The sequence below is a fragment of the Kineococcus sp. G2 genome (assembly GCF_037154035.1).
In the GTDB taxonomy this organism is placed as follows: domain Bacteria; phylum Actinomycetota; class Actinomycetes; order Actinomycetales; family Kineococcaceae; genus Kineococcus.
The window spans coordinates 1-18588 of record NZ_JBBBEM010000060.1; the positions used below are offsets into that span (position 1 = coordinate 1).

The 18588-nt window shown below is 75.2% G+C and carries 14 protein-coding genes; 5 read left to right on the top strand and 9 right to left on the bottom strand.

Annotated elements, in window-relative coordinates; translation table 11 throughout:
- Positions 1-137: 137 nt before the first annotated feature.
- Complete coding sequence (gene glgP / locus V9U69_RS10125; protein WP_337061616.1) at positions 138-2702, bottom strand: alpha-glucan family phosphorylase; 2565 nt, start codon at positions 2700-2702, stop codon at positions 138-140.
- A gap of 165 nt (positions 2703-2867) precedes the next feature.
- Between glgP and V9U69_RS10130 the strand changes: the two genes are divergently transcribed.
- The 4 genes from V9U69_RS10130 (at position 2868) to glgB (ending at position 10449) form a co-directional block, all read left to right on the top strand.
- Positions 2868-4967: an alpha-1,4-glucan--maltose-1-phosphate maltosyltransferase gene (locus V9U69_RS10130; RefSeq protein ID WP_337061617.1), complete on the top strand. Its 2100-nt coding sequence runs from the start codon at positions 2868-2870 to the stop codon at positions 4965-4967.
- On the top strand, positions 4964-6766 hold the full coding sequence (gene treS, locus V9U69_RS10135; protein ID WP_442907711.1) for a maltose alpha-D-glucosyltransferase: 1803 nt from the start codon (positions 4964-4966) through the stop codon (positions 6764-6766). Before V9U69_RS10130 ends, treS begins: the two co-directional genes overlap by 4 nt.
- Positions 6763-8175: a maltokinase N-terminal cap-like domain-containing protein gene (locus V9U69_RS10140; protein ID WP_337061619.1), complete on the top strand. Its 1413-nt coding sequence runs from the start codon at positions 6763-6765 to the stop codon at positions 8173-8175. The genes treS and V9U69_RS10140 overlap by 4 nt, the downstream gene beginning before the upstream one ends.
- Before the next feature lie 84 nt (positions 8176-8259).
- Positions 8260-10449: a 1,4-alpha-glucan branching protein GlgB gene (glgB, locus tag V9U69_RS10145; RefSeq protein WP_337061620.1), complete on the top strand. Its 2190-nt coding sequence runs from the start codon at positions 8260-8262 to the stop codon at positions 10447-10449.
- Between the two features lie 101 nt (positions 10450-10550).
- Here glgB and V9U69_RS10150 read toward each other — a convergent pair whose 3' ends face one another.
- The 7 genes from V9U69_RS10150 to V9U69_RS10180 form a co-directional block, all read right to left on the bottom strand.
- Entirely contained in the window at positions 10551-11498 is a 948-nt protein-coding gene (locus V9U69_RS10150) for an ABC transporter substrate-binding protein (RefSeq protein ID WP_337061621.1), read from the bottom strand.
- Between the two features lie 22 nt (positions 11499-11520).
- Positions 11521-12246 carry an ABC transporter permease gene (locus V9U69_RS10155; RefSeq protein ID WP_337061623.1) on the bottom strand — a complete coding sequence of 242 codons (726 nt, stop codon included), beginning with the start codon at positions 12244-12246 and terminating at the stop codon, positions 11521-11523.
- A gap of 5 nt (positions 12247-12251) precedes the next feature.
- Positions 12252-12902 carry an ABC transporter permease gene (locus V9U69_RS10160; protein WP_337061625.1) on the bottom strand — a complete coding sequence of 217 codons (651 nt, stop codon included), beginning with the start codon at positions 12900-12902 and terminating at the stop codon, positions 12252-12254.
- Between the two features lie 112 nt (positions 12903-13014).
- A complete protein-coding gene (locus V9U69_RS10165; protein ID WP_337061626.1) occupies positions 13015-14439 on the bottom strand; it encodes a serine hydrolase domain-containing protein in 1425 nt (474 codons plus the stop codon).
- A 76-nt stretch (positions 14440-14515) separates the two neighbouring features.
- Positions 14516-15478, bottom strand: coding sequence for a co-chaperone YbbN (locus V9U69_RS10170; protein WP_337061627.1), 963 nt, complete (start codon positions 15476-15478; stop codon positions 14516-14518).
- A 146-nt stretch (positions 15479-15624) separates the two neighbouring features.
- Entirely contained in the window at positions 15625-16668 is a 1044-nt protein-coding gene (locus V9U69_RS10175) for a hypothetical protein (RefSeq protein WP_337061628.1), read from the bottom strand.
- Positions 16668-17345, bottom strand: coding sequence for a hypothetical protein (locus V9U69_RS10180; RefSeq protein WP_337061630.1), 678 nt, complete (start codon positions 17343-17345; stop codon positions 16668-16670). The genes V9U69_RS10175 and V9U69_RS10180 overlap by 1 nt, the downstream gene beginning before the upstream one ends.
- Before the next feature lie 344 nt (positions 17346-17689).
- Between V9U69_RS10180 and V9U69_RS10185 the strand changes: the two genes are divergently transcribed.
- Entirely contained in the window at positions 17690-18172 is a 483-nt protein-coding gene (locus tag V9U69_RS10185; RefSeq protein WP_337061631.1) for a DoxX family protein, read from the top strand.
- 22 nt (positions 18173-18194) lie between these two features.
- Here the strand turns inward: V9U69_RS10185 and V9U69_RS10190 are convergent, their stop codons facing one another.
- A complete protein-coding gene (locus V9U69_RS10190) occupies positions 18195-18533 on the bottom strand; it encodes a thiamine-binding protein (RefSeq protein WP_337061633.1) in 339 nt (112 codons plus the stop codon).
- Positions 18534-18588: the final 55 nt, after the last annotated feature.

The window sequence follows — 18588 nt, forward strand, 5'->3', positions numbered from 1 at the left end:
GTCGAACCGGGCGCGGTGAGCGCGCTGCTCCTGGAGTTCCTCGGTGACGGCGGTGGTGGTGAGGACGGCGGCGGCGAGGACGGCGGCGGGCCGGGTGGTGGGGCGGCCCCCGCCCCACCACCCGCGCCCCGAGCGCCTCAGGCGTTGGCGACGAGCCCCAGCTCGGCCGGGGTGGCCAGGCCGTCGTGCCGGGGCAGCACGCGCACGGTGTAGCCGAACGGGCCGGTCTGCCGCAGCGGGACCTCGCCCTCGTAGCGGTGCCGGCCGTCGCCGAAGTCCTCCGCGTGGCGCAGGGCCAGCACGCCGGAGGGGCTGAGCCGGTCGGACTCGCTGACGCGCCCGTGCACGACCTGCACCTCCACGTCGTCCGGTCGCAGCGAGCCCAGGGAGACGAAGCCCCGCACGTGCAGCACGTCGCCGACCTGGGCGGAGTCGCCCACGCCGGAGGACTCCACGTGGTCGACGCGCACGCCCGGCCACGCTCCGCGCACCTCGCCCTTCCAGCGCGCCAGGTCCTTCGCGGCCGCCGCGCCGGAGGACGTGGCCGCCTGGCCCGCGACGGCGGCCGGCACGTACAGCTGGCGCACGTAGTCGCCGACCATGCGGCTGGCGAGCACCTTCGGCCCCAGCGAGGCGAGGGTGTGGCGCACCATCTCCAGCCAGCGCGCGGGCAGGCCGCGCTCGTCGCGGTCGTAGAAGCGCGCGGCCACCGAGTTCTCGACGAGGTCGTACAGCGCCGCGGCCTCGAGGTCGTCGCGGCGGTCGGGGTCGTCGACGCCGTCGGCGGTGGGGATCGCCCACCCGTTGCCGCCGTCGTACCACTCGTCCCACCAGCCGTCGAGGATCGAGAGGTTCAGCCCGCCGTTCAGGGCCGCCTTCATGCCCGAGGTGCCGCACGCCTCGAAGGGGCGCAGCGGGTTGTTCAGCCACACGTCGCAGCCCGGGTACAGCGACAGCGCCATGGTGATGTCGTAGTTGGGCAGGAAGACGATGCGGTGGCGGACCTCGGGGTCGTCGGCGAAGCGCACCATCTGCTGGATGAGGCGCTTGCCGGTCTCGTCGGCCGGGTGGGACTTGCCGGCGATGACGAGCTGGACGGGCCGCTGCGGGTGCAGCAGCAGCGACTTCAGCCGCTCGGTGTCGCGCAGCATGAGGGTCAGGCGCTTGTAGGTCGGCACGCGCCGGGCGAACCCGATGGTCAGCACGTCCGGGTCGAGGACCTCCCGGGTCCAGGCCAGCTCGGCCTCGCTGGCCCCGCGCTGCAGCCACGACAGCTTCAGCCGGCGCCGGGCGTCCTCCACGAGCCGGCCGCGCAGCACCCGGCGGGTGCGCCAGATCTCCTCGTCGGGGACCCGGTCGACCTTCTCGAACCCCTGGCCCTCGCGGACGAGTTCGGGGCCGATGTACCGCTCGCCCATGCGCAGCACCTCGGGAGCGACCCAGGTGGGGGCGTGCACGCCGTTGGTGATGGACGCGATGGGCACCTCGGGCGCGTCGAACCCGGGCCACAACCCGTCGAACATGCCGCGGCTGACGGCGCCGTGCAGCTGCGAGACGCCGTTGGCGCGCTGCGCCAGGCGCAGCCCCATGACGGCCATGTTGAACACGCCGGGGTCGCCGCCGGGGTAGTCCTCGGCGCCCAGGGCGAGGACGCGCTCGACCGGCACCCCGGGCAGCGGGTTGCCGGGGCCGAAGTACAGCTCGATCTGGTCGCGGCCGAAGCGGTCGATGCCGGCGGGGACGGGGGTGTGGGTGGTGAACACGGTGGCGGCGCGCACGGCCTCCAGCGCCTCGTCGAACTCCAGGCCCCGTTCGACGTGCTCGCGGATGCGTTCCACGCCGAGGAACCCGGCGTGCCCCTCGTTGGTGTGGTAGACCTCCGGCTCCGGCGCACCGGTCAGCCGCGACCACAGCCGCAGCGCGCGCACCCCGCCGACGCCGCAGAGCAGTTCCTGCTGCAGGCGGTGCTCGCCGCCGCCGCCGTACAGGCGGTCGGTGACGCAGCGGGCCGCGTCGTCGTTCTCCTCCACGTCGGAGTCCATCAGCAGCAGCGGCACCCGCCCGACCTGCGCCTTCCACACCTGCGCGCTCAGGCGCCGCCCGCCGGGCAGGTCCACGTGCACCTTCGCCGGGGTGCCGTCCTCCTCGCGCAGCAGGGCCAGCGGCAGCCCGTCCGGGTCCAGGACCGGGTACGTCTCCTGCTGCCAGCCGTCGCGGGAGAGGGACTGCTTGAAGTACCCGGTGGCGTAGAACAGCCCGACGCCGACCACGGGCACGGCCAGGTCGCTGGCGGACTTCAGGTGGTCGCCGGCGAGGATGCCCAGACCGCCGGAGTACTGCGGCAGGGCACCGGTGATGCCGAACTCCATCGAGAAGTAGGCGATGGACCTCGGCGCGTCCGCTCCCAGGGAGGCGTACCAGCCCGGCCGCGAGAGGTAGGAGCGCAGGTCCGCGGCGGCGGCCTCGACGCGGCGCACGAACCCGGCGTCGGCGGCCAGCGCCTCCAGCCGCTCGGTGCTCAGGGCACCCAGCAGGGCCCCCGGTTCGCGGTGCACCGCCACCCAGGCGGCCGGGTCCATGGACTCGAACAGCTCGCGCGTGGGCTCGTGCCACGACCAGCGCAGGTTGCTGGCCAGCTCCCCCAGCGGGGCCAGCGCAGCGGGGAGCACGGTGCGGACGGTGAAGCGTCGGATGGCTCTCACGAGGATCGACAGTAGCCGCGCGGACACGCGCACGACAGGTGAGCGCTCCACCTCCGCACCCCCCCGCCACCCGGTCCGCGCCCGGCCGCGCGCGGGCCGGACCGGCGACCGCTCGCCCGCGACTTCCCCGCGACACCTCCGCCCGCCCTCGGTAGGTTGCCGCACGTGACGACGAAGCAGCAGCCGACCACGCGCGGGACCGCTGCCGCCGCGGCGCAGCGCCCGGACACCCCCTCGGCGGGTACCGCGCCGGCCGGGAGCGGCACCCGGCCGGTGGTCGGGCGCATCCCCGTCCTCGACGTCTTCCCCGCCGTGGACGCGGGGCGCTGGCCCTCCAAGGCGGTGGTCGGGGAACTCGTCCCGGTCACGGCCACGGTGTTCCGCGAGGGCCACGACGCGGTGGCCGCGACGGCCGTGCTGGTGCGGCCGGACGGCACCGACGGGCCCAGCGCGCGCATGACGCTGACGAACGCCGGCAGGGACTCCTACGCCGCCGTGCTCGTGCCGGACGGCGAGGGGGACTGGGGCGTGCGGGTGGACGGCTGGTCCGACCCGTACGGCACCTGGGACCACGACGCGACCATCAAGGTCGGCGCCGGTGTGGACGTGGCGCTGATGCTGGAGGAGGGCGCCCGGCTGCTGGAGCGCGCCGCGGACCTGCCCGGCCGCGACGGCGAGGGCGCGCAGGTGCTGCGCGAGGCCGCCGGCCGGCTGCGCGACACCTCCCTGGGCGACGGTGAGCGCCTGGCGGCCGGCACGTCCGCCGGCGTGCGCGCCGCGCTGGACCGGCTGCCGCTGCGGGAGATGGTCTCCCCCTCCCCCACCCTCCCGCTGCGCGTGGAGCGGCGGCTGGCGGCCTTCAGCAGCTGGTACGAGTTCTTCCCGCGCTCGGAGGGGGCGCACTTCGACGAGGAGGCCGGCCGCTGGGTGTCGGGCACGTTCCGCACCGCCGCGGAGCGGTTGCCGGCCATCGCGGACATGGGCTTCGACATCGCCTACCTCACCCCGGTCCACCCCATCGGGAGGACCAACCGCAAGGGCCCGAACAACTCGCTGAACGCCGGCCCGCTGGACCCGGGCTCGCCGTACGCGATCGGGGCGGCCGAGGGCGGGCACGACGCCATCCACCCGGAGCTGGGCACCTTCGAGGACTTCGACTTCTTCGTGGCCCGGGCGAAGGAGCTGGGCCTGGAGGTGGCCCTGGACCTGGCGCTGCAGTGCTCCCCGGACCACCCGTGGGTCACCGAGCACCCGGAGTGGTTCACCACCCGCGCCGACGGCACCATCGCGTACGCGGAGAACCCGCCGAAGAAGTACCAGGACATCTACCCGCTGAACTTCGACAACGACCCCGAGGGCATCTACGCCGAGGTCAAGCGCGTGGTGGACGTGTGGATCGAGCACGGCGTCACCTGCTTCCGCGTGGACAACCCGCACACCAAGCCGGTCGAGTTCTGGGAGTGGCTCATCGGCGAGGTGCGCCGCGAGCACCCCGAGGTGGTGTGGCTCTCGGAGGCGTTCACCCGCCCGGCGATGATGCACACCCTGGCCAAGGTGGGCTTCCAGCAGTCGTACTCCTACTTCGCGTGGCGCAACGCCGGCTGGGAGATCCGCGAGTACCTGGAGCAGCTGACGACCGAGTCGGCGCACTACATGCGGCCCAGCTTCTGGCCCACGACGCACGACATCCTCACCCCCACCATGCAGTACGGCGGTCCACCGGTGTTCAAGCTGCGCGCCGTGCTCGCCGCGCTGCTGAGCCCGTCATGGGGCATCTACTCCGGCTACGAGCTCGTCGAGCACGCCGCCCGCCCCGGCGCCGAGGAGCAGCTGGACAACGAGAAGTACCAGTTCCGGCCCCGCGACTGGGCGCGCGCCGAGCGCGAGGGGTGGAGCCTGGCCCCGTACCTGAAGCGCCTGAACGAGGTGCGCCGGGCCCACCCGGCCCTGCAGGAGCTGCGCGGCACGGTGTTCCACCCGTGCGACGACGAGAACGTCCTGGCGTTCTCCCGCCGCCGCGTGGCCCCCGACGGCACCGAGGACCTCGTGATCGCCGTCGTGAACCTCGACCCGCACGCCACCCGCGAGACCACCGTGCACCTGGACATGGCCGCGCTGGGCCGGCAGTGGTGGGAGCGCTTCACCGTGCGCGACGAGCTGACCGGCGCGGTGTACGAGTGGGGCGAGCACGACTACGTGCGCCTGGACCCGTACGTCGAGCCCGCGCACGTCTTCCACGTGCTGCCGCACGGGGCGGGAGGATGACCTTGGAGAACCTCCACATCGCCGGCCCCGGCCTGAAGAACGACCCGCAGTGGTACAAGACGGCCGTCTTCTACGAGGCGCTGGTCCGTGCGTTCTCCGACTCCAACGGCTCGGGCACCGGGGACTTCTCCGGCCTGACCGACCGGCTGGACTACCTCCAGTGGCTCGGCGTGGACTGCCTGTGGCTGCCGCCGTTCTTCGCGTCCCCGCTGCGCGACGGCGGGTACGACATCGCCGACTACAACGCGGTGCTGCCCGAGTTCGGCACCCTGCCGGACTTCCAGCGCCTCGTGCAGGAGGCCCACCAGCGCGGCATCCGCATCATCATCGACCTGGTCATGAACCACACCAGCGACCAGCACCCGTGGTTCCAGGCCAGCCGGTCCGACCCCGAGGGCCCCTACGGCGACTTCTACGTCTGGAGCGACACCGACGAGAAGTACGCCGACGCGCGCATCATCTTCGTCGACACCGAGACGTCGAACTGGACGTTCGACCCGGTGCGCCGGCAGTACTTCTGGCACCGCTTCTTCTCCCACCAGCCGGACCTCAACTTCGAGAACCCGGCCGTGGAGGAGGCGATGTTCGACACCGTCCGCTTCTGGATGGACATGGGCATCGACGGCTTCCGGCTCGACGCGGTCCCCTACCTCTTCGAGGAGGAGGGCACCAACGGCGAGAACCTCCCCGCCACCCACCAGTTCCTCAAGCGGCTGCGGAAGATGGTCGACGACGAGTACCCCGGCCGCGTCCTGCTGGCCGAGGCCAACCAGTGGCCGTTCGACGTCGTGGAGTACTTCGGCACCGAGGAGGAGCCGGAGTGCCACATGTGCTTCCACTTCCCCGTCATGCCGCGGCTGTACTACGCGCTGCGCGAGGGCAAGGCCACCCCGATCATCGACATCCTCTCGGCCACCCCGGAGATCCCCGTCTCCAGCGGCCAGTGGGGCACCTTCCTGCGCAACCACGACGAGCTGACGCTGGAGATGGTCACCACCGAGGAGCGCGCCGCCATGTACGGCTGGTACGCCCCGGACCCGCGCATGCGCGCCAACATCGGCATCCGCCGCCGGCTGGCCCCGCTGCTGGACAACTCCCGGCCCGAGATCGAGCTCATCCACGCGATGGTCCTGTCGCTGCCGGGCAGCCCGTGCCTGTACTACGGCGACGAGATCGGCATGGGCGACAACATCTGGCTCGACGACCGCGACGCGGTGCGCACCCCGATGCAGTGGACGCCGGACCGCAACGCCGGCTTCTCCGCCGCCGACCCCGGCAAGCTGTACCTGCCGACCATCCAGTCGCTGGTCTACAACTACCAGGCGGTCAACGTGGAGGCGCAGCTGGCGACGTCCAGCTCGCTGCTGCACTGGGTGCGCAACGTCCTGGCGGTGCGCCGGCAGCACCCCGCGTTCGGCCTGGGCCGGTACGTGCCGCTGACCCCGCGCCACCCGGAGAGCACCGAGGAGGGGCTCAGCCCCGCGGACGCCTCCCTGGAGGCAGCCGTCGGCGCCGCCCCGGTGCGCCCCGAGGAGGGCTACTGCAGCAACGACTCCGTGCTGGCGTTCCTGCGGGTGCTGGATCCGACCCAGGAGCAGGAGGGCGAGACGGTGCTGTGCGTCAACAACCTCTCCGACCACGCGCAGTCGGCGGTGCTGCGCGTGCCCGGTCAGGCGGGCGCGAGCGTGCGGGACCTCTTCGGCGGCGCCGCCTTCCCCGACGTGGACGCCGACGGCGGCCTGACCGTCACCGTCGGCCCGCGAGGTTTCTACTGGCTGAAGCTCGGAGGTGGCTCGTGACCGGCCCCACCACCACGGACCCCGCCTCGGACGCGGCGCTGGCCGAACTGCTGCTGCGGTGGGCGCCGCAGCAGCGGTGGTTCGCCCACAAGGGCGCCTCGGTGCACCTGCAGCGCCTGGAGCGCACCGCCCTGGACGAGGGCGGCGTGGCGCAGCTCGTGGCCCTGACCGTGCGCACCGGCCTGGGCGAGGAGGCCACCAGCACCGTCTACGCGGTGCCGCTGACGGTGCGCCCGGCCCCCGACGACGACCTCGCCGGCGCGCTGGTGGGGCACCTGCCGGACGTCGACGGCGCCGAGGCGTGGGTGTACGACGGCCCCCACGACCCCACCTTCACCCGGGCGCTGCTGACGCTGGTGGCCAGCGAGGAGGGTGCCGGCTCGGCCTCCTTCGGCGTGCACGGCACCAGCGCCGACGGCGGGCTGCCCGTGCCCGCCGGGGCGCGCACGAAGGTGCTCGGCGGCGAGCAGTCGAACACCTCCATCGTCGTCACCCCGCCGGACGGCTCGGACGCGGCACCGCTCATCGCGAAGGTGTTCCGCGTCCTCAGCGCCGGCGACAACCCCGACGTCGTCGTGCAGACCGCCCTGGCCGCGGCTGGCTGCGAGCGCGTGCCCCGCCCCGCCGGGTGGGTCGACGGGCAGTGGACGGCCCCGGACGGGCAGGTCGCGCACGGCCACCTCGCGCACCTGACGGAGTTCCTCGCCGGTTCGCAGGACGCCTGGCGGGTCGCCACCGCCGCGGTCGAGGAGGGCCGCGACTTCAGCGCCGACGCCGGTGAGCTGGGCGCCGCCACCGCCGAGGTCCACGCCGTCCTCGCCCGGGAGCTGGCCACCGAGCCCGCCACGCCCGAGCGCCTCGCCGCGCTCGCCGACGGGCTGACCGCCCGCGTGGCGTGGGCGTGCACCGCGGTGCCGCAGCTGCGCGAGGTGGCCGAGGCCGCCACCGCCCGCGTGGACGCCGTGCGGCACGTCACCGGCGCGCCGGACCTGCAGCGCGTGCACGGCGACTACCACCTGGGCCAGGTGCTGCGCTCCGAGCAGCGCGGCTGGGTGCTGCTGGACTTCGAGGGCGAGCCGCTGCGGCCGCTGGCCGAGCGCAGCGTGCCCGACCTCGCCCTGCGCGACGTGGCCGGGATGCTGCGCTCCTTCGACTACGCCGCCTCCAGCGGTGCCGACCGGGTGGGCGAGGAGGCCGCCGGCCGCTGGGCCGCCGCCTGCCGCGAGGCGTTCCTGGCCGCGTACGCGCGGGGCACCGGCGTCGACCCGCGCGAGCCGGGCTCGGCGGCGGCGACCCTGCTGGCCGCCCTGGAGCTGGACAAGGCCCTGTACGAGGTCGTCTACGAGGTCCGGAACCGACCGGACTGGGTAGGCATCCCGATGGGCGCCGTGCGGCGCCTGACGTCGTGACCGTCACGACCTGACCGACCGCGACCGAGAACCCCGGTCCGCTCCGACGCGCGGGCGGGCCCTGCCGACCGGAGACTGGAGCCCATGTCGAGCGAAGCCGCCACCCCCCGCCCCGTGGATGCGGACGACCTGGCCAAGGTCGCCACCGGGTCCCACTGGTCGCCGCACTCCGTGCTGGGCGCGCACCCGCACGACGGTGCCGTCACCTACCGCGCCCTGAAGCCGTTCGCCTCGGCCGTCACCGTCCTCACCGAGGACGGCGGACGGGTCGGCCTGGTCCACGAGCACGACGGCGTGTGGGCCGGCGTGCACCCGGGCGGCAGGGTCGGCGACTACCGCCTGGAGGTCACCTACCCCGACGGCGAGCCGCACGTCGTCGACGATCCGTACCGGTTCCTGCCCACCGTCGGCGAGGTGGACCTGCACCTCATCGGCGAGGGCCGCCACGAGCAGCTGTGGGACGTCCTCGGCGCGCACGTGCGGCACTGGGACGGTCCCCGGGGCCGGGTGGACGGCACCGCGTTCGCCGTGTGGGCCCCGAACGCGCAGGCCGTGCGCGTCGTCGGCGACCACAACCACTGGGACGGGCGCGCGCACGCGATGCGCTCGCTGGGCTCCTCCGGCGTGTGGGAGCTGTTCGTGCCCGGCGTCGGCGCCGGCAGCCGCTACAAGTTCGAGATCCTCGGCCCGGACGGGCACTGGCGCCAGAAGGCCGACCCGATGGCCCAGGCCACCGAGGTCGCCCCGGCGACCGCGTCCGTCGTGGCGGAGTCCACCTACGAGTGGGGCGACGCCGACTGGCTGGCGAAGCGCGCGGCGAGCGACCCGCACGCCGGGCCGGTGTCCGTCTACGAGGTGCACCTGGGGTCCTGGCGCCAGGGGCTCGGCTACCGCGAACTGGCGGAGGAGCTGGTCTCCTACGTCAGCGAAGCCGGTTTCACCCACGTGGAGTTCCTGCCCGTCATGGAGCACCCCTTCGGCGGCTCCTGGGGCTACCAGGTGACGTCGTACTTCGCGCCCACCTCGCGCTGGGGTTCGCCCGACGAGCTGCGGCACCTCATCGACCGCCTCCACCAGGCCGGCATCGGCGTCATCATCGACTGGGTGCCCGGCCACTTCCCCAAGGACGAGTTCGCCCTGGCCCGCTTCGACGGGACGCCGCTGTACGAGCACCCCGACCCGCGCCGCGGCGAGCAGATGGACTGGGGCACGTACGTCTTCGACTTCGGCCGCAGCGAGGTGCGCAACTTCCTCGTCGCCTCGGGCCTGTACTGGCTGGAGGAGTTCCACGCCGACGGCCTGCGCGTGGACGCGGTGGCCTCCATGCTCTACCTGGACTACTCCCGCGAGGAGGGCCAGTGGCTGCCCAACCAGTACGGCGGCCGGGAGAACCTGGAGGCCATCAGCTTCCTGCAGGAGGCCAACGCCACCGCCTACAAGCGCACCCCGGGCATCATGATGATCGCCGAGGAGTCCACGGCGTTCCCCGGCGTCACGGCCCCCACCAGCGGCGGCGGCCTCGGCTTCGGCCTGAAGTGGAACATGGGCTGGATGCACGACTCGCTGCAGTACGTGTCCCAGGACCCGATCTACCGCCAGTACCACCACGGCGAGCTGACGTTCAGCCTCGTCTACGCGTTCAGCGAGCAGTTCTGCCTGCCGATCTCGCACGACGAGGTGGTGCACGGCAAGGGCTCCCTGCTGCGCAAGATGCCCGGCGACCGCTGGCAGCAGCTGGCGAACGTGCGCGCCTACCTGGCGTACATGTGGTCCCACCCCGGCAAGCAGCTGCTGTTCATGGGCGCGGAGCTCGGCCAGGAGGCCGAGTGGTCCGAGGCCCGCTCGCTGGACTGGTGGCTGCTGGACACCCCCTGGCACAAGGGGCTGCACGACCTGGTCGCGCAGCTCAACGCCCTGTACAAGGCGCACCCGCAGCTGTGGTCGCAGGACTTCTCGCCCGAGGGGTTCCAGTGGATCGACGGCGGTGACAACCAGCGCAACCTGATCTCGTACGTGCGCCGGGGCACCGACGGCGAGCAGCTGGCCGTCGTGGTGAACTTCTCCGCCAGCCCGTACGAGGACTTCCGCGTCGGCCTGCCGCAGCCGGGCCGCTGGAAGGAGCTGCTCAACACCGACGACGAGCGCTTCGCCGGCTCGGGCGTGGTGAACACCGGCACGATCGTCGCCGACGGCCCGTCCTGGAACGGCCAGCCGCAGTCCGCGACCCTGCGCGTGCCGCCGCTGGGCGCCATCTGGCTGGTGCCGGAGGACTGAGCCTCCGCAGCCACGACGACGGCCGGCCACCCGCGCGGGTGGCCGGCCGTCGTCGCGCGGTGCCCGGGACTCAGCGCCGGGAACCCGGCCCCGGGAGCGGGTCAGCCCGCGGCGGCGGGCTCGATCGGGTTCGCCTCCAGGTAGGCGCTCGCCACCTCGGCCACGGACTCCTTGTCCACCTGCACCCGTGCCAGGTACTCGGTGAGCTTCTCGGTGGTCAGGGTCTCGGAGAACGCGTTCAGGACCGCGGCGATCTGCGCGTTGCCGCGCGCCGCGCTGATCAGCGGCACCACGTTCTCGGCCAGGAACAGGTCCTCCGGGTCCTCCAGCACCACGAGGTCGTTGGTCTCGATGGAGGAGTCGGTGGTGAAGAGGTTCGCGACCTGGACGTCACCGTCCAGCAGCGCCTGCACCGTCAGCGGGCCGCCGACGTCCAGGGGGCGGTACCCGGCGAACTCCACGCCGTAGACCTCCTTCAGCCCCACCAGCCCCTGGTAGCGCTCGGCGAACTCCGGCGCACCACCGGCCGTGAGCTGCCCCGCCACCGGCGCGAGGTCCGCGATGCTCGTCAGGCCGTACTGCTCGGCGGTGGCCCGCGTGACCGTCAGGCTGTCCTTGTTCTGCGCCTCCGCCTGCTCCAGCACCGTCAGGCCGTCCGGCAGCGCGTCCTCCAGCGCCTCGTACACCTCCTCAGGGGTGCTGACGTCCTCGGGGACGCCCCCCTCGGAGACCGCCGCGAGCAGGGCGCCGCTGTACTCGGGGATGAGGTCGATCGAGCCGTCCTGCAGGGCGCGCAGGTAGATCTCGCGCGAGCCGATGCCGAAGTTCCGCTCGACCTCGACACCGGAGGCCTCGAGCACCTGGGCGTACATCTCCGCCAGCAGCTCGTTCTCGGGGAAGTTGGCCGAGCCGATCACCAGCGCGTCCGTCGCGGCGTCCTCGGTGCTGGGATCCGCGGCGAGCGGGTCCTCCCCCGCCCCGCAGGCGGCCAGGGTCAGCCCCGCGCCGGAGGCGGCCAGGGCGGTCGTCAGCAGGGTCCTGCGCTTCACGGGTGGATCCTTCCGTCGGTCCTCACGCCAGGTCGGCGTCGAGGCGGGACTGGGCCGGGGTGTCCGGGCGGCGCCGGCCGCGCGTGCGGCGCGAGCGGCGCCCGGTGAGCCCCGGGGAGACGACGGCGCGCTGCACCAGGGCCAGGAGCACGTCCAGGGCGATGGCCAGGACCGCCACCACGACGGCCCCGGCGACGACGCGGCCGTAGTCGTTGACGGCCAGGCCGTCGATGAGCAGGCGCCCCAGGCCGCCCAGGCCCACGGCGGCGGCGACGGTCGCGGTGGCCACCACCTGCAGCGCCGCAGCGCGCAACCCGCTGAACAGCACGGGCAGCGCCATCGGCACCTCCACGCCGAACAGCACCTGCAGCGGGCGCATCCCCATGCCGCGCGCGGCGTCGACGGCGGCGCGGTCCACCGAGCGCAGCCCGGCGTAGGTGGAGGTGAGGATCGGCGGGACCACGAGGACCACCAGGGCGATGAGCACGGGGAGCACGCCCAGCCCCATGAGCGTCACCAGCAGCATGAGCAGACCCAGCGTCGGCAGGGCGCGTCCGGCGTTGCCGGCGTTGATGGCCAGCCACGCGCCGCGGCCGGTGTGGCCGATGAGCAGCCCCAGCGGGAAGGCGATCAGGACGCCGGCCAGCAGCGCCAGCCCGGTGTAGCCCAGGTGCGCCAGCACCAGCTGCGGGATCGAGCCCGGGCCGCTCCAGCGCGCCGGGTCCAGCAGGTACGGGGTGTCCTCCACGCGGGTCAGCCCTTCCGTCCGGCCGTGCGGGTCCACGGCGTCGCCCAGCGCTGCAGCAGCACGAGCAGCAGGTCGGCGACCGCGGCGAGCAGCAGCGTCAGCACGATCCCGGTGACGATCGGCTCGGCGTAGTCGAGCTGGAACCCGCGGGTGAACAGCTCCCCCAGCCCGCCGACCCCGATGAGCGCGCCCACGCTGACGAGGCTGATGTTGGACACCGCCGCCACCCGCGCACCGGCCAGCACCACGGGCAGCGCGAGCGGCAGCTCCACCTCCAGCAGCCGCCGCGTGCGCCGGTACCCCATGGCGGTCGCCGCCTCCGCCAGCGCCGGGTCCACCGAGCGCAGCCCGTCGGCGACCGTGCGGGCCATGAGCGCCAGCGTGTAGACGGCCAGCGCCACCACGATGTTCACCGGGGACAGGATGCGGGTGCCCAGCAGGTACGGCAGCGTCACGAACACGGCCAGGGACGGGATGGAGTACACGATCCCCGACAGCCCCATCAGCGGCTGGTACAGGCGCGGGAAGCGCACCCCCAGGTAGCCCACCGGCAGCGCCAGCAGCGCGCCGATCAGGAGCGGCACGACGGCCAGGACGACGTGCTGGGCCAGGGCGTCGAGGACGACGCCCGAACTGCCCCGCAGGTAGTCGATCACTGCGGCTCCGTGGTTGGACCGGGACGGGGACGGTCCCACAGTGCAGCACCCGGCGGCCGGACCCGCGACCGGGGAGCCGGTGCGCGCCCGGGGCGGCGGGCCGGGACGGGGCTCACGGCCGCCCGGGGGCGCGCATCCGCGCCAGCGCGGGGGCGTGCAGCGGCTCGGTGCACCAGGTGCCGCGGAAGGTGCCCGCGGCCACGTCCAGCTCCAGCTGCAGGCGGTGCGGGGTCTCCACGAGCACCACGTCCACGCGCAGCGAGCGCGGTCCCGTCCACGCCCAGCTCGTCGCCAGGGCGCCCGTGGTCGTCCACCCCTCCCCCAGCGCGGCGGTCAAGCGGTCGTCCCCGTCCTCCAGCACGAGCGACCAGCCGGCCGCGGCGCGCTCCACGCGGACCCGCGCCAGCGTGGCCGGGGCGCTGCCGTCGGCGGCGGTGAGCACCGCCGGCTCGGGCTCGCGCGCCGGCCCCGAGGACGGCGGCACGTCCAGGCGCAGCCCGCGCAGGCGGGCGGCGAGCGCGGCGTCGTGCGCGGCGGCGTCCGCGGGCAGCGGCGGACCGGACAGGGCGGGCACCAGGTGGTCCCAGACGGCGTCCCGCAGCACCTGCCCGCGCGTGCTCTGCCCGGTGATCGCCACGACGGCGTCCTGCTCGGGCAGCACGAGGGCGAACTGCCCGTACGCGCCGTCGGCGCGGTAGCCGTGCCGGGAGGGCCAGAACTGGTACCCGTACCCGAGCTGCCCGTCCGGGTCCGGGTGCGCCGCGGAGGTGTCCACGTGGGGGCGCCCGACCTCGTCGACCCACTCGGCCGGCAGCAGCTGCTCCTCGCCCCAGCGCCCCCGGCGCAGGTGCAGCAGCCCCAGCTTCGCCAGGGCGTCGGTGGTGGCGTGCAGGCCGGAGAAGCCGATCTCGCGACCGCGGTCGTCGGTGAGCCACGCGGTCTCGCCGATCCCCAGCGGGTCCAGCACGCGCGGGCGCAGGTACCCCGTCAGGGTGGTGCCGGTGACGCGCTGCAGCACCGCGGCGATCGCGTACGTGCACGGCTGGTTGTAGGCGAAGAACGTCCCCGGCTCCTCCTCCGGCGGCAGGCGCAGGAACCCGCGCACCACGTCGCCGGTGGGGTCGGCGCGCGCCGCCTCGATCGTCTCGCCGCGGTGGCCGCTGGCCATGGCGGCCGCGTGGCGCAGCGTGATCGAGCGGGCGCGCCCGTCGGTGACGTCGGCGTCCAGCTCGGGGAAGTGCGACAGGACGGTGGAGTCCAGGTCCACCAGCCCCTGCGCGACCGCCAGGCCGAGCGCGGTGACCGTGAAGCTCTTGCTCACCGAGTACAGCAGGTGCAGCCGGTCCGGCGCGTACGGCTCCCACCAGCCCTCGGCGACCACGGCGTCGCCGCGCAGCACGGCCAGGGAGTGCAGCTCGACCCCGTCGGCGGCCTCGACCGCGTCGAGGAACGCCGCCACGCCGCGGGCGTCGACGCCCAGGGCGGAGGGGGCGCTGCGGGGCAGCTCGCCGCGGGTGGCGGTCGCGTCGGTGCTCACCCGCGCGATCCTAGGCGGCGCCGCCGCGCCCCGCGGGAGCAGGCCGGGCGCGCTCCCGCGGGGGTCGGGCGGAGGGTCAGAACAGCGCGCGCGAGAGCGCCGTGCGCGCCTTCGCCACCCGGGGGTCCCCCGCACCGACGACCGTGAACAGCTCCAGCAGGTGGGCGCGGGCCGCGTCCCGCTCCTCGCCCGCGGTGCGCCGCACGATGCGCAGCAGCCGCTCGAAGGCGTCCTCCACGTGGCCGCCGACGAGGTCGAGGTCGGCCACGACGATCTGCGCGGCCACGTCGTCGGGGGCGTCGGCCGCGGCGGCCCGGGCCCGGTTCGCGTCCACCCCGCTCAGCCGGCGCAGGACGCCGACGCGGGCCAGGCCCTCGGTGGCCGCGGCGTCGCGCGGGTCGTTCGCCAGCGCCTTGCGCCAGGCGGCCGCGGCGGCGTCGTAGTCGCCCGCCTCGGCCGCGGCCTGCGCCTCGGCGTGCAGCGGGGGCAGCTCGGGCTCCTGGGGCCCGGTGGCCTCCGCGGGTGCCTCCCCCGCCACGCGACCGGTCACGCCGTTGGCCTCGGCGACGCGCAGGACCTCCTCCAGCAGCGGCCGGGCCTCCTCCGCCGGGGGGTAGGCGCCCGTGAACAGCGGCAGCGGCTGGCCCTTGACGATCGCGGCGACCAGCGGCACCGAGCGCGCCTGCAGCGACTGCAGCAGCGACTGCGCCAGCGCCGGCTCGGCCTGCACGTCGATGCGACCGAGCAGGAACCGCCCGGCGAACTCGCCGGCCAGCTGCGCGAGGACCTCCGAGCCGGTGTCGTAGCCCTCGGCCCACAGGTCCAGCACGACGGGGAACTCCACCGAGCGCTGGACGACCTCGGCGAACGACTCCTCGGTGACGTCCACGACGAACGGGGAGGTCTGCTGCGTGGCGTCGGGGGCGGCGGCCGCGCGCCGGGCGACCTCCTCGCGGCGGGAGTTGCGGGCCGCCAGGGCACCGAGGTCCACGGCCCCGCGCAGGTTCAGCCCCGCACCGGGGGGAGTCGGCTGAGTCATGGCGGTCAGCTTCTCACGCGGTCACCGGGCACCGTCACCGGCCCGCGAGGCCGGTGACGACGCGGGTGACGACGCGGGTGACGACGCCGGTGACGCGGTCCGCGGGAGCCGCGCGGCGAGGGCTCAGCGGGAGGGCCCCGGAGGGCTCAGGACGCCTCGACGGAGACCGGCCCGCTCTGCACGGCAACGACGGAGACCTGACCGCCGCCCGGCGGGACGGCGAAGACGACGACCTCCTCCAGCACCGTCGTCACGGAGGTGACACCGCCGTCGCGACCGGCCAGGGCCGCCGCGACGTCCTGCAGGGTGCCCGGCCGCCCGCCGTCCGGTCCGCTGGCCGTCACGGAGGAGCGGTAGCCCGCCACGACGAGGGCGCCGCCGTCACGGGTGCGCACGGCCACGACGGAGTCGTCCAGCAGGGTGCGCTCCTGGGTCAGCGAGCCGCCCGCGGCCTCCAGCGCGCGGGCCTGCTCCTGCGCGGAGGAGACCACGCTGCTGCGGTAGGCGTCCGCGGTGAACAGGTCGGCGAACTCGCTGCCGTCCCCGTGCAGCAGCACGTCGGCGTAGCGCTCCGCCACGGCGCGCGGGCTCATCGGCAGGTTGGTGTCCTCGTCGGGCGCCACGACCGCGGCCCCGTCGGCGGGAGCGCCGGTGGTGGGCAGGCTGGCACCGGGCAGCAGCGAGGGGGTGCCCCACACCCGGTACGGCTCGCGGGCCGACGGCGAGCGCAGCACGACCACCGACGGCTTGCCGTCCTCGCCCGGCTCCGTGACGGTCAGGAACCAGCGCGGCCAGCCGTCCTGGCGCGGCAGCACGGAGGAGATGGCGTCCAGGTCGTCGGCGCCGGCGGCCGGCGGGGTCACGCCGGCGGCGGCGACGGCGGCGGCGGCCCGGCGCAGGTCCAGCTCGGGGCCGGTGACGCGTTCGGCGAGCGCGTCGAGGTCGGTGGCGGCGGGGTCGCCGGCGGCTTCCAGGGGTGCGGTGGCCGCCTGCGCCACGCGGGCGGCCTGCGCGGGCTGGACCACCAGGGCCGCCCGCTCCCCCGCGGCGGCCGCGGGGGCGGTGACCGCGGGCAGCTCCGCGCACGCCGGCAGGGCCAGCACGGCGGCGCAGGCGGCGAGCGCGGCGGCGCGGGTCGTGCGCGGCGCGCGCGCCGTCGCCCGGGTCTCGGTGGTGCGGACCGGTCGCATCAGCGGGTCTCCTGCCGGGCGGGTCGGGCGGGGGCGCGCGAGGCGCGGGCGGGGCGGCGGTGCAGGAGCAGGCCCACCGCGCCGAGGACGGCCAGGACGGCGCCGCCGGCGAGGAGGGGCACGGCGGCGGGGTGCCGGGCGGCGTCGCCGGTGAGGCTCCAGGTCAGCTCCACCCGCTGCGGGGCGGCGGCGGTGCCGTCGGTGGCGACGACGGCGACCGCCCCGCCGGCGGCGTCGAGGGCCTCGTCGGAGGTGGTGTCCCAGACCAGCTCGGCGCTGCCGGAGCCGTCCGCGGAGGCCAGCCACACGTCCGCGGCCCGGGGGTCGGCGGCCGCGCCGGAGCCCTCGGCGCTCGTGCGGGCGACGGGTTCGTCGAGGGAGCCGGCCACACCGGTGACCTCGGTGCGCGCGGCCCGCCCCAGCCACGCCTGCGCGTCGCGGGCGGTCGCGACGCCGACGAACACGTCCCGGCCGTCCCCGGCGGCGGCGCGGACGGTGGCGGCCGGCCCGGACAGGTCCAGGACACCGGGGGCGGTCACGACGGCCACCGAACCGGCGGCGGGCTGCACCGCGACCGTCAGGGTGGCCGGCGGGGCCAGGACCGTCAGCAGCAGGGCGCCGGCGGCGGCGCAGCCGAGGCCGGCGAGCAGCAGCAGCCGGGCGATCGCGCGTCGCACGTGGTCCTCCGGTGTCGTGGGGGTCTCGCCCGGGCGGTGGGCCGCCGGGCCCGGGCTCCACACGGGCGACGGCGGCCGCGCACGGGCGCCGGGTACGGGACGACACCCTACGCACCCGTGAGCCGTGCCCGGGAACCCCGCGGACCGCGGCCGGTGGTTCTGCGGGCGCTGAACCGCCCCGGCAGCGGTCTCGTTGACCCCGGTGACGGGCCCGCGAGCCGGTCCTTGCGCGCAGGGTCCCGGGTCCGTCGCGTCGCCGCAGCCGGCCGCGACGCCCCGCGACGCCTCGCGCCCGACAGAACGGCCCGCCCGGGCCACCCCGACGAACGCGGAGGACCCCCACGATGACCGCTGCCCGATCGACCGCCACCCCGACCGGACCCACCGCCACCCGCGGCGCCGCGAGCGCGGCCCGCACGCCCGCCCCGACCAGCGCGGGCCTGCTGCTGCTGCGCCTGGTCACCGGCGCCCTGCTGCTCGTGCACGGCGTCCCCAAGCTCGCCGACCCCGCCGGTGCGACCGGGACGGCCGCCGCGGTCGGGGCACCGTTCCCCGAGGTCGCCGGCTGGCTGGTGGTCCTGGGTGAGGTCGGCCTGGGGGTCCTGCTGCTGGTGGGGCTGCTCACCCGCGTCGCCGGCGGCCTGCTGGTGCTGCAGATGGCGGGGGTGTGGCTGCTCGTGCACGCCCCGCAGGGGTTCCTGGTGGAGGGTCAGGTCAACGGCGAGAACGCGCTGCTGCTCGGCGCGGCGGGTCTGGCGCTGCTGTTCACCGGCGCGGGCCGCTTCTCCCTGGACGCCGCCGCGCAGCGGGCCCGGGCACGGGGTTGAGGCGCGCGGGGCCGGCCGGGGGTCACTGCCCCCGGCCCGCCTCGCCCTGCGCGCGCTCCACGGCGGCCTCCAGCCGTTCCAGCTTGCCGGTCAGCTCGCCCTCGTGCCCGGGGCGGATGTCGGCCTTGAGCACGAGGGAGACCCGGGGGCCGTGCCGGCCGACGGCTTCGCAGGCGCGGCGCACGACGTCCATGCACTCCTCCCAGGAACCCTCCACCGTGGTGAACATCGCGTCGGTGCGGTGCGGCAGGCCGGAGGAGCGCACGACGAGCACGGCGTCGGCGACCGCAGCGCTCACCGAGTCCGGCGCCCCCTCGGGCGCGGGACCACCGGACGGGGAGACGGAGAAGGCGACCAGCACGCGCCCACGCTAGGCGCCGCGCCCGGCCGTCGCCTGCCGGGCGGCGCACCACCGC